The sequence below is a fragment of the Erwinia sp. ErVv1 genome, assembly GCF_900068895.1.
In the GTDB taxonomy this organism is placed as follows: domain Bacteria; phylum Pseudomonadota; class Gammaproteobacteria; order Enterobacterales; family Enterobacteriaceae; genus Erwinia.
This window is the reverse complement of sequence record NZ_CDPK01000002.1, coordinates 499768-511889: the sequence shown is the minus strand read 5'-3', so window position 1 is coordinate 511889 and position 12122 is coordinate 499768. Positions and strand designations below refer to the sequence as shown.

Genomic DNA, 12122 nt, shown 5'->3' with positions numbered 1-12122 from the left:
AATGAACACGCTCAATATTGACGATACCCTCGCGCCACCCTCTTCGACACCGGTCAGTTCGGTTAGCGATGTGGCGCGGTTGATCAACAACAGCGCGCATAAGAACAGCTATGCCCGCTGGATCGTCTTTCTGGCGCTGGGCGGCGTTTTCCTGGATGCCTACGATCTCACCACGCTCTCTTACGGCATTGACGACGTGGTGAAAGAGTTCGGCCTGACGCCAGCGCTAACCGGGCTGGTGACCTCATCGATCATGATCGGCACCATCGCAGGTAACCTGATCGGCGGCTGGCTGACGGACAAATATGGCCGCTATACGGTGTTTATGGCCGATATGCTGTTTTTTGTGGTTTCCGCCATTGCCGCCGGACTGGCGCCCAATGTCTGGGTACTGATTGGGGCGCGTTTTCTGATGGGCATCGGAGTCGGCATCGATCTCCCGGTAGCGATGGCCTACCTGGCCGAATTCTCTAAGTTTACGGGGAAAAGTAACAAGGCGAGTCGGCTGGCGGCCTGGTGCCCGATGTGGTACGCCGCCTCCTCGGTCTGCTTTCTGATCGTTTTCGCGCTCTGGTTCCTGTTGCCTGCCGGGCACGCTAACTGGCTGTGGCGCGCCTCGCTGCTGTTTGGCGCAGTCCCCGCGCTGCTGATCATTGCCGTACGCAGCAAATTTATGAATGAGTCACCGCTGTGGGCGGCGAAGCAGGGCGATTTAACCGGGGCCGCACGCATTCTGCGTCAGGCTTACGGCATCAATGCCCATGCGCAGGATACGGGCCAGCGGGTGGATGAGGAGCGCGCGCGCCAGGCAGGCAGCTTCCGACTGCTGTTTCAAAAACCCTGGCGTGAGCGAACCCTGGTGACGGCGGTAATGAATATCTGTATTTCATTTGAATACACCGCCATCGCTTTCTTTCTGCCCTCTATCCTGGCCCGCTTTCTGGGTGCCGGGGTGTTTGAGACGATCTCGGCCTCACTGGGGCTCAACGCGCTGTTTGCTTTTACCGGCGGCCTGTTGGGGATGCGTCTGGCATGGAAGTTTCAATCCCGTCATGTGGCCATAGCCGGTTTTGCCCTGCAATTTATCGCACTGATTTCACTGGCGCTGGTCGGGCATCCGCAGGCGGCGGCCGGGGTAGTCTTTGCCGTTCTGATGCTGGGGCTGTGGCTGTTTGCCGAAGGCTTTGGCCCTGGCGCCCAGATGATGATCTATCCGGCGCTCGCTTACCCAACCCATATTCGCGCCACCGGCGTGGGATTCGGGCGTTCGCTCTCCGGCATCGGCAGCGCGCTGGCGCTGTTTATCCTGCCCATACTGCAGGCCGCTTACGGCACTAATATGTTCTGGATTGTTTCGCTGGCCGCCATTATCCCGATCTTCTTCCTACTCATCATTCGTTACGAACCGACCCGTCAGGATATCGATGACCTGAACGACACAGGAGAACACCATGTCTGAATCATATCAACCCGAGTATGACGCGCTGGCTGCTCGCTTTCGTCCGATATTTACCCGTATCGCAGCGGGTGCGACAGAGCGGGAACGACAGAGAGAGCTGCTCTATGAGCCGATCCGCTGGTTAAAAGAAGCGGGCTTTGGCACCCTGCGCATTCCCGTGGCGGAGGGGGGGCTGGGCGCTACGCTCCCGCAGCTTTTTCAACTGCTGACCGAACTGGCCGAAGCGGACTCTAATCTTCCTCAGGCGCTCAGAGCACACTTTGCCTTTGTTGAAGACCGCTTAAATCAGCCGGACAGTGAAGATCGCCGCCGCTGGTTTAATCGCTTTCGCGATGGGGAGCTGGTTGGCAGCGGCTGGAGTGAGATTGGCAACCTGAAGCTGGGTGAGGTATTGACTAAAGTGTCGCCCATTGAAAACGGCTGGCACCTGTCTGGCGAGAAATTTTACAGTACCGGAACGCTTTATGCTGACTGGATCGATGTTTACGCACAGCGGACTGATAACGGCCGCGATGTCATCGCCGTGGTCAGCACGCACCAGCCGGAGGTCGAGTGCGATGATGACTGGGACGGTTTCGGACAGCGCCTGACCGGCAGCGGTACCACGCGCTTTAAGCAGGCGAGGGTAGAGCCGCCGCACGTTTATGACTTTAGTGAACGCTTCCGCTATCAGACCGCTTTTTATCAGCATGTGCTGCTATCGACGCTGGCGGGCATTGGCCGGGCCATCAGTCGGGATGCCGCACAGGGCGTGGCGGGTCGTAAACGTATCTACAGTCACGGTAACGCCAGACAGGTGAAGCAGGATGCCCAGGTACTTCAGGTGGTGGGGCAGGTTGCCAGCTGGGCGTGGGCGGTTGAATCGACCGTCCAGCGCGCCACGCATTCGCTCCAGCAGGCCTTTGAAACCCATAATAACGCTGAGGGCGAGAGTGCAATCCGGCACGCCAATATCCTTGCCGAGGTGGAATCTGCAAAAGCGCAGGTCATCGCCTGCGAACTGATTACCCGCGCGGCAGGGGAGTTATTTAACGCGCTGGGCGCATCGGATACCCGGCTCAGCAAAGCGCTGGACAGGCACTGGCGCAATGCCCGGACGCTGGCATCGCATAATCCGGTGATTTATAAAATGCGTAACGTCGGAGACTGGGAGGTTAACGGTAGCGAACCCACCTATGTCTGGCAGATAGGCAACGGCGAATAGGGGAAGAGTCGGGCACGGCTACCCCGCCAGTAATACCTGGGGTAGCCGGTTTGTGTATCAAATGGGTCCCAGAAGACGCTCTGATTTCGCAGAATATTACCCGTTACCATTCCCCATAGGGGGAGGTTTTCCCATTGATAAAACTCTGGGTGGTTTTGTCATAGCGGTATCCCTGAGAATGGTTTGTGATCCCCTTACAGGCATCCAGTTTATCGCCGAAAAATGTGCTAATTCGGTTTGGTGTGACTGGCACATCATTCGGTTTGTTTAGAGTTACTAAACACCCGGGGCGACGTAATCCGAAATATTACGCACGACATGAGCTCCTGACGGAACCGCGCATACTTACTGCTGAGAATTTCCAGCGCGGTATCCTTCGCGAAATCTGCATCTCGCTTTTCAGAAGATGCGATGGCGTTGCGAATTTTTCGAAGGCATAGCTGAAATCACCCGGAGTCTTCATTGATGCAAACATAAATGTTCCACATGTAATAATTAGGTGCTTTATAATTAATAAAGCAACCAATTAACTCGCAATCATTGACCACCTGATAATAAGCAGGCATACAGCCACGCATTTAAATTACCGTATCACCTTCTCTACAGAATCCGCTTTCTGCCCAATATAGCACTTTCCCGGAAGCGGCGATCCGCTGCAGATCGCACAGTGGCTGCAGGCCTGCCATGATTCCGGCATTGCCGTCCGGATGCAGCTTAATGAAAGCACCACACCGGAGGAGGGTACCCTGCCTGCGGAGCAGCAGCACAGACTGAATGAAATCCGGAACTCGCCGTAAGGCAGTCAGACCAGATAAAACCGCAGAAGCATCCTGCCTGCCAGATGCTGAAACCACCACACCTGGCACGAAAGATGAACTGAAAAGGAAAGGGGTCTGAAGCCTTTGTTCGCGAACTGGCACAGCGTGTGCTGCAACACGGAGACGCACTTATGACCATCGCACAACAACTCGAGCAGAAGGGTATTGAGAAAGGTATCCAGCTTGGCAGACAGGAAGGTCGTTCAGAAGGTGAGCGCGAAGCAACTCTGAAAATAGTCCGTACCATGATGCAGAACGGCAATTACCGCAATACCGTCAAGAAAATGACCGGGCTGACAGAAGACGACCTGGCGCAGATCCGCCACTAACCATCCTCTCCCTGCCTGACCGTCAGCACATCAGATGCCCTGCGTAGCGGGCTCCGGATACTCTTTCTTTAGAAAGCATGTTTTGTTCAGAAGTAACTGTAGCTGTAGTGGCTCGCAATCGAAATCCCCCCGACTCGCAATCGGCGCAATTTTCGGCTCACATTAACTGCAAATGAAAAATGCCACCGGCTCACATTAAGTGATAATGGGCTCGCATTTATCCGGCCCGGCTTGAAATCCATTTCACCGGGCTCACAATAACTGAAAATAAAAACACTATTGTTTAAAAAACATCATCGATTTTATTTATGTTTTGTTCCTTGTCGGCAAGTAGGGTTTTGTGTCCACCATTGACACACCATGGTATTTCTGGAAAACAAGCTTTACACGTGAGCCTGAGAATTTATCATTTGCAGCCTTAACCTGAGATTTTACTATCAGATGTAACGCAGTATCTTCGGATGGATGTAAATCTTCATTAATTAACTCATTTCTATAAAATTCATCTAAGCTGGCTCTATGTTTTTCTATCGAATCCTTACTTAGTTCATGATGAGTTTTAATTCTTCGCTTTAACGAGGTCATTTTTACCTGTGACTGAAAAGTTCTACTAATATTTTTTATAAATTTTTTTTTTGAGTTCTCGCTTACATTTTGATTGCTTGCAACTTGGTAAATGGAGTTACTTGGTATTGATGAATTAATTGAGTTTCCATGCATAAAATTTCTCCTTTTTTATCTATTCATAATTATAGCTAATCCATCCTGTAATACTATAAAAAAACGCCCATACGTATTTTTTAAGTAAACCCAAAATAGTCAATCCGGTGAGACAGTTTTTCTGTCTCATTTGGGTTGTTTTTGTCTCATCCCGGAGTTACGTTCTCATCATCTGGAGTTAAATGAGACAGTTCTCATTATTATGGCACTTTACGGCTATGCCCGCGTTTCAACCAGCGACCAGGATCTTACTCTGCAGACACAAACTTTTCGCGCTGCCGGTTGTGAAATCATTCGATCAGAAAAAGCCAGCGGAAGCAACCGGACCGGAAGGAGCGAGTTGCAACTGTTACTGGCGTTCCTGCACCCCGGTGATACGTTGATGGTGACCCGCGTGGATCGCCTGGCCCGCAGCATTAAGGACCTGCAGGGTATCGTATATGCCCTGAATCAGCAGGGCATAACGCTCAGGGCAACAGAACAGCCAGTGGACATGCGCTCGGCAGCAGGTAAAGCTTTTCTCGATATGCTGGGCGTTTTCGCTGAATGTGAAACCAACCTTCGCCGGGAGCGCCAGATGGAAGGGATTGCCGCGGCGAAGTTTGGTGTGACTGGCACATTGTCACTGCCGCCGCTGTTTTATATCCAAACCTTTTAGTTACAACATGCAATTAAGCTTCGTTTACCTTTAGGCAGGCATCAGCGTAGTGAGTTGATATTGAAAATTCAGCAGGAGGTCAGGACAAAATCGAAATAATGCGGGAAACTTTCTTCTGGCTGATTGAAGGGTAGGGAAGTCAGGCTTACCCTTGCCCGTTAGAGGGAGGAAAGGGTAAGCCAGTAAATCTGTTGCCGTGGTCACGATACTGTCTGGTTAAAGGGACTTTTCCAACGTTCTCAGCAAGGGAGCAATATGCCCGGCAATCAACTCCATGGAGCGCATGGTTTCAGGGTGTGTTGGTTCAACTATTCCACGCCGACCTGACGCCAATGCTGGGCGATGAGCTGCAGCACTTCTTTGTTTTGCGGCTGCGGCAAAGATTCATATATCCTGCGGCCGTCGCCGCAATGACTGAAGTGGCCTGGGGGTAGTTAGGGGAGAACAGGGTTTCAACGACCTGCCTTCGCATTGGTGGCATGCAGTAGTGCTCGGCGGACGCGAAGGTCGCTGACCAGCGGGTTATCCGGTCGGTAATCTGATTCAGAATGCCACCATTAGGGTAAAATCCACCCGCAGGGGGATACATGTAGCGGCTCGCAATCGAAATCCCTCCGACTCGCAATCAGCACAATTTTCGGCTCAGATTAGGTGACAATGAAAATCCTCCCGGGCTCACAATAATTGCAAATGAAATTTATATACCATCAACTTTCTCCGGCCCACTCTGAAAGTGCCTGTCCAGGTGGAATTATCCTGATTGTTGTATGATTGTCTTTGCAGCCTGACCGGCTGCATAACATACACAGGAGAATCCCATGAGCACATCGTTGTTCAGCAAAACCCCGACGGTGACGGTTTTCGACAATCGCGGACTGACCGTGCGCGATATCGCGTACCACCGCCATCCCGGCTCCCCGGACGCTACCAGTAAGTGCATCACTCGACATCAGTACGATACCCGCGGCTTTCTGACGCAGAGCGCTGACCCGCGCCTGCACGACGCTGGGCTGGCGACCTTCACATACTTCACGGACCTGGCCGGCAGCATCCTGCACACGCAGGGAGTCGATAACAGTACCACCGTCAGCCTGAATGACGCCGCAGGCCGGCCGTTTCTGGCGGTCAGCAACATCAGCACTGCCGGTGATGGCGCGGAGGACAGAAGCCAGGCGGTGACCCGCACCTGGCAGTATGAAGACTCAGAACTGCCCGGGCGTCCGGTGAGCGTGACCGAACAGGCCACCGGTGAAGCCGCCCGCATCACGGAGCGCTTCGTGTATGCCGGCAATACCGAGGCGGAGAAAGCCCTCAACTTCGCCAGACTGTGCGTCAGCCACTACGACACGGCCGGCTTGGTGCAGACCGACAGCGTGGCGCTGACGGGTGTGCCGCTCTCCGTCACCCGCCGTCTGCTGAAGGATGCGGATAACCCCGATGTGGCAGCCGCCTGGCAGGGGACTGACGTCTCCGCCTGGAATGACCGGCTCGATACTGAAACATACTCTACCCTGACCACCGCTGACGCCACCGGCGCGGTGCTGACCACCACCGATGCAAAAGGCAATACGCAGGGAGTGGCGTACGGCGTGGCAGGCCTGCTGTCGGGCAGCTGGCTGACGCTAAAGGGCGGAAAAGAGCAGGCTATCGTGACATCCCTGACATACTCTGCTGCCGGGCAGAAGCTGCGCGAGGTACACGGCAACGGCGTGGTGACCACGTACACGTATGAAGCAGAGACGCAGCGCCTGACCGGCATTAAAACGGAGCGTCCGGCAGGACACGCCTCAGGTGCGAGGGTCCTGCAGGACCTGCGCTATGAGTACGACCCGGTGGGCAACGTGCTGAAAATCAGCAATGACGCCGAACAGACCCGCTTCTGGCGCAATCAGAAAGTGGTGCCTGAGAACACATACGCCTATGACAGCCTGTACCAGCTGGTCAGCGCCACCGGGCGCGAGATGGCCAATACCGGACAGCAGGGCAGCAGCTTACCGTCCGCCACCGTACCCCTCCCCACCGACAGCTCTGCATATACCAGTTACACCCGCACTTACACTTATGACGAGGCCGGCAATCTGACGCAAATCAGGCACAGTGCCCCGGCGACCAGTAACAGTTACACCACAAACATCACGTTAAGCGACCGCAGCAACCGGGGCGTGCTGAGTACCCTGACGGATAATCCGGCAGAGGTGGACGCGCTGTTCACGGCGGGCGGACAGCAGAAACAGCTGCAGCCAGGGCAGAACCTGGTCTGGACACAACGTAATGAGTTGCTGCAGGTGACGCCGGTGGTGCGAGATGGAAGCGCGGATGACCGGGAAAGTTACCGCTATGACGGTAGCAGCCAGAGACTTCTGAAAGTCAGCATGCAGAAAACAAACAGCAGCCAACAGACGCAGCGCGTGATGTACCTGCCGGGGCTGGAGCTGCGCACGACTTCAACAGGCAGTATAGAAACGGAGAGTTTGCAGGTGATAACCGTGGGCGAGGCGGGCCGGGCACAGGTGCGGGCGCTGCACTGGGAGAGCGGCAAACCGGCAGACATCAGCAGCGGTCAGATGCGTTACAGTTACGACAATCTGATTGGCAGCAGCCAGCTGGAGCTGGACGGCAACGGCAACATTATCAGCATGGAGGAATATTACCCGTATGGTGGTACGGCGGTATGGACAGCCCGCAGCGCGGTGGAAGCGAATTACAAGACCGCGCGCTATTCGGGCAAGGAGCGTGACGCGACGGGGCTGTATTACTACGGGTATCGGTACTATCAACCGTGGGCGGGTCGGTGGCTTAGCGCGGACCCGGCTGGCACAGTGGACGGGCTGAACCTGTTCAGGATGGTACGGAATAATCCTCTAAGGTTTTTTGATAAGGATGGACTTGCTCCAAATGAGGAAAAATCTCAACAGGAGGTTGGCAGAACCTATATTAAAGAAGCTAAATATTTAGCTGCAGAACAATTATCAGTCGCTGAGAAGTTTTTGAATAACTCATCTAATAATGAAGTAGCGTTAGATATCTATAAGACATTTTTTGGGCTGCATATGGGAGAAGAAAAACTAGGTATCTGGAAGGCGCAAATAAAAAATGTGTTACAGGGGGTAAATAAACTGGATACGAAAAGAAATGTCCAGTATTCCCCGCTGAAGATAACCGCATCTGGAGAAAAATCGGAGAGTGTAGCAGCCGAAGCCGATACTCAAGCATTTCAGCGTGGGGAGAAAATTTACATGAATACTTATACGGATGTACTGGGAAAAGTCAAAAAAAATGAGACACTTGGCATTGATCATTTAGCTCATATTTTGATTCATGAAATTTCACACCTCAGCCTGAATACGGAAGATAATGCGTATATTGGAGTGGTGAAGAATGAGGGATATCAGGAGTTAAATGCTATGCTCGCTCTTCTTGAACCAGAAAAGCTACCGACAACTAAAGGAGAGCGTGAGGAAACTATCCAACAACGACGTACCCGAGGAAGTCTGGACGCGCTGAAAAATGCAGACTCTTTTACAACAGCAACTCGTTATCTGGCTTATACTGCAAAAAATGCTAATTTCTATAGTTATTTTTCCCAGCAGAAAAAAACCTTCAAACCCGAAGCCCCGTCTCTTATCGCGAATCCGCGTTGGAAGTCATTGTAATTTATTAACACTATTCAGGCTATTTTTTCAAAAAATATTCTGATTTGTCTTTTATCAGTAGACCTAAAGAAGGCAATCCGGTGAGACAGTTTTTCTGTCTCATTTGGGTTGTTTTGCCTCATCCTGGTGTTACGTTCTCATCATCTAGAGTCTAATGAGACACTTTCACCAAAATGGCACTTTACGGCTATGCCCGCGTTTCAATCAGCGATCAGGATCTTATCCTTCAGACACAAATTCTCCGCTCTGCCGGTTGTGAAATCATCCGGGCAGAAAAAGCCAGCGGAAGCAGCCGTACCGGAAGGAGCGAGTTGCAACTGTTGCTGGAGTTCCTGCGCCCCGGTGATACGTTGATGGTGACCCGCGTGGATCGCCTGGCACGCAGCATTAAGGACCTGCAGGATATCGTGTATGCCCGGCGTAACGCTCAGGGCAACAGAATAGCCAGTGGATACGCGTTCAGCAGCAGGCAAGGCCTTCCTTGATATGCTGGTCGTTTTCGCTGCGTTTGAAACCAATTTGCGACGTGAACGCCAGATGGAAGGGATTGCCGCGGCGAAAGCGCGGGGCGTGTACCGGGGAAGAAAGCCCTCAATAGATCCGGCAGAGGTCTGGCGCCTGTTCACCACGGAGAAGATGGGGGCCATGGCCATTGCTCGTCAGCTTGGGATCGGGAGGGCCTCAGTCTACCTGGCCCTGGAAAAAAAGGGGTCAGCATAGTGGATCCTTAAAAGTCAGTATTTACAGAGATGTGGCAGTTAATATCGGACTTCTGAAGGGGCAGGTGAACCAGGTAATTCAGCTAAGGTTAACCAGCGTATGAATAAAGGATCCTCCTTTAACAGCCAGCTCAGGACTGTGCAGGTTTTATCCTGGGTCTCAGTCAGGTAATTAGTTACAACATACAAAAGGTTCTTATTCATTTCACCTGACCATTAGCGCATATTTTTAGTCTGTGGAAGTTGTACCAGGTGATACCGCGTCTGGAACCAAAGTATTTTCTGTTAGGGCCTGAGTTGAGGGTTTTCACCGGGGTGACAAAGCGCATACCATCCGCTGAAGCTACCTCGCTTCTTGTCGGATGTACACTGATAACTATCGTGGGCTACCAGATTGCAGTTCGCCTAATAGAAAAAATGTTGAACAAATAACGGTAAACGAAACCGGGCTACGTCCGGTAACTTCTTCAGGCACGGTCTTCCCAGCTGTCAGAGAACAAAATGTTCCCGTCGCAATATTTCCAGGTGATCTTTTCATACATGAAAGATACCGACTCCATGTGGTTTATCGCTGACATTCCTGCCATTGTAGCTATAGGAGTTCTTCGCTGTATTTTAGCCCGGCGATGACACCGGGCAGGGGAGCAGAGTTAGCTTATGCGGCATGAATGCGTACGCGATTGATATATCATTCAGTGTTGCTACCAGAATGCGTTTCGCCAGCCGTCGAAATCCTCTGGGCGGCACAGATGAGCGCGAGGTGGCTAAGACCCTGAGGCAAGTTGCCGCGCCAGCTGCCCGTTCTGACGTCAAACATCTCATTGAAGGTCTCAACGTTACCGCGATCGCACAGGCTGTCGAGGATCTCATTCATGGCATTTTCTGCCCGCTCGCGTTCGCCCATGGCCGCCCAGGCCTCAGCCAGCCAGAAAGAGCAGGCGACAAAGGTGCTCTCCTCCTGTTCTACGCCGCTGTAGCGATAAAGCATCGCCGTATCATGCCCCAGTTCCCTCTGAATCGCCTGATAGGTTGACAGCATCCGCTGCGGATTAACCGTATTGCCATAGTGGTAAACCAGCGCCATCGAGGCATCCAGTCCGGCTTCGCTCTCGGGGTAGAACAGATACGCCTGTTTTGATTCGGACCAGCAGTGCGTTTCAATCCAGTCGCGGATGCGATCGCGCTCACGCTGCCAGCGCTCAACCCAGGTCGGCTCAATATGCTTGCCTTCCGCCATGGCTACCGCTGAATCCAGCGCCAGCCAGCAGGCCATTTTAGAGTGGGTATAGTGCTGCTCTTCAGGCAGTTCCCAGATGCCGGAATCCTTCTGCCGCCAGCTGTCGGCGCAGCAGTTAGCCAGTTCTCCCAGCATACGTGAGGTCGCCAGATCCAGCACGTGACCCGCTTCGATAAACAGCTGCGCGGTCGCCAGCATATCGCCATACATACTCAGCTGGACCTGATCGCGCGCGTTATTTCCCACCCGCACCGGCTGGGATCCCTGATATCCCTTCAGCGGCAGGTAGCGCTCTTCCGGGACAATTCCGCCCTCGAGGGTATAACAGGCGCGTAGCTGCACGCCGTGACGAATGATGGTGCGGGTTAACCAGGAGAATGCCGCCTTACAGTCTTCCAGTGCACCAAGGTAGACGAAAGATTTGATAATCAGGCAGGCATCACGTACCCAGGCATAGCGGTAATCATAGTTTTTCTCGCCGCCAATGCCTTCCGGCAGTGAGGTGGTGGCGGCAGCGGCCAGTGCGCCAGTCGGTGAGTACCACAGAAATTTTAGCGCCAGCGCAGAGCGCTTAACGTGACCGGGGAACAGCCCCTCGTAGCTCAGACTATTGACCCAGTCGCACCAGGCCGTATGGCTGGTTTCGATTCGTCCATCGATAGCAGTCAGTTCGGGTACCGCCAGCGGCTCTTTTTCCGTCGCCAGAAGCGCAACCAGCGAACGTGAGCCGGGGGAAGTGGTGAACCGACCGGTTATCTGTTCATCGCTGCTCTCTTCGAGGGTCACGTCATCACTGGTGCGCAGCATAAGCATCAGATCCGCAATGTGAAAAACGGTTCCCTGCTGCGTTTCCGCACGCCAGGGAGAGCGGGTTTCCGCCACGGTGCCAGGCCGCATGCAAAGCGTAAACGCCACTTCGCCTTCAACGCCCTCAATGCGTCTGGCCAGTTCACTCCACGGCAGTCGTCCGGCCAGGGTGCTATTGATCGATTCAGTCACCCGCGCCACGCCCGTTTCAGTTTCAAAGCGGGTTTCCAGCACGTTGCTGTTTTCACGATACTGGCGCTGAACGGAGTAGGGCTGCACGGGCTCAAGCTGGAAATATCCGCCGATCTCATCATCCAGAATACGGTCAAACAGCGGCGGGGAGTCGAGATTGGGGGCGCACCACCAGTCAATGGCGCCGTCGGGTGCGATCAGCGCAACGGAACGACCTTCGCCAATGGCGGCATAATCACCCAGATCGGCATAGCCCTGCTTGCGCGTTGGGCTCTGATACGTTTTGTTTTTCACTCGGCACTCATCCTTGTCAGGGAGGGGTTATA

At 53.4% G+C, this 12122-nt stretch carries 5 protein-coding genes and 6 pseudogenes; 6 read left to right on the top strand and 5 right to left on the bottom strand.

The features are described 5' to 3' along the window. Nucleotide 1: 1 nt before the first annotated feature. From A1830_RS03770 to A1830_RS03760, 3 genes and pseudogenes are all read left to right on the top strand, one after another. The gene (locus A1830_RS03770; protein WP_067701935.1) at nucleotides 2-1459 is read left to right on the top strand and encodes an MFS transporter; all 1458 of its coding nucleotides are present in this window, start codon (nucleotides 2-4) and stop codon (nucleotides 1457-1459) included. Beyond that, complete coding sequence (locus A1830_RS03765; RefSeq protein WP_067701932.1) at nucleotides 1452-2663, top strand: acyl-CoA dehydrogenase family protein; 1212 nt, start codon at nucleotides 1452-1454, stop codon at nucleotides 2661-2663. Before A1830_RS03770 ends, A1830_RS03765 begins: the two co-directional genes overlap by 8 nt. 892 nt (nucleotides 2664-3555) lie before the next feature. Continuing rightward, nucleotides 3556-3810, top strand: a pseudogene (locus A1830_RS03760) (Rpn family recombination-promoting nuclease/putative transposase); the annotation flags it as partial. Between the two features lie 306 nt (nucleotides 3811-4116). Here the strand turns inward: A1830_RS03760 and A1830_RS22495 are convergent. Further along, a complete protein-coding gene (locus A1830_RS22495) occupies nucleotides 4117-4530 on the bottom strand; it encodes a hypothetical protein (protein ID WP_156484932.1) in 414 nt (137 codons plus the stop codon). Nucleotides 4531-4732: 202 nt separating this feature from the next. Here A1830_RS22495 and A1830_RS03755 point away from each other — a divergent pair. Next, nucleotides 4733-5131: pseudogene (locus tag A1830_RS03755) on the top strand (recombinase family protein); the annotation flags it as partial. 371 nt (nucleotides 5132-5502) lie between these two features. Here the strand turns inward: A1830_RS03755 and A1830_RS22075 are convergent. Then, nucleotides 5503-5724, bottom strand: a pseudogene (locus tag A1830_RS22075) (TIGR04028 family ABC transporter substrate-binding protein); the annotation flags it as partial. Between the two features lie 282 nt (nucleotides 5725-6006). Here A1830_RS22075 and A1830_RS03750 point away from each other — a divergent pair. Together A1830_RS03750 and A1830_RS03745 are read left to right on the top strand one after the other, a co-directional pair. Further along, nucleotides 6007-8841: an RHS repeat domain-containing protein gene (locus A1830_RS03750; protein ID WP_082804077.1), complete on the top strand. Its 2835-nt coding sequence runs from the start codon at nucleotides 6007-6009 to the stop codon at nucleotides 8839-8841. A 173-nt stretch (nucleotides 8842-9014) separates the two neighbouring features. Then, nucleotides 9015-9561 (top strand): annotated as a pseudogene (locus A1830_RS03745) (recombinase family protein). A 238-nt stretch (nucleotides 9562-9799) separates the two neighbouring features. Here A1830_RS03745 and A1830_RS23860 read toward each other — a convergent pair. The 3 genes and pseudogenes from A1830_RS23860 to A1830_RS03740 all read right to left on the bottom strand — a co-directional run. Next, nucleotides 9800-9910: pseudogene (locus A1830_RS23860) on the bottom strand (Tn3 family transposase); the annotation flags it as partial. A gap of 117 nt (nucleotides 9911-10027) precedes the next feature. Next, nucleotides 10028-10126 (bottom strand): annotated as a pseudogene (locus A1830_RS23170) (type VI secretion system tube protein Hcp); the annotation flags it as partial. A 122-nt stretch (nucleotides 10127-10248) separates the two neighbouring features. Beyond that, complete coding sequence (locus A1830_RS03740; RefSeq protein ID WP_067701923.1) at nucleotides 10249-12090, bottom strand: glycoside hydrolase family 15 protein; 1842 nt, start codon at nucleotides 12088-12090, stop codon at nucleotides 10249-10251. Between the last annotated feature and the right edge of the window lie 32 nt (nucleotides 12091-12122).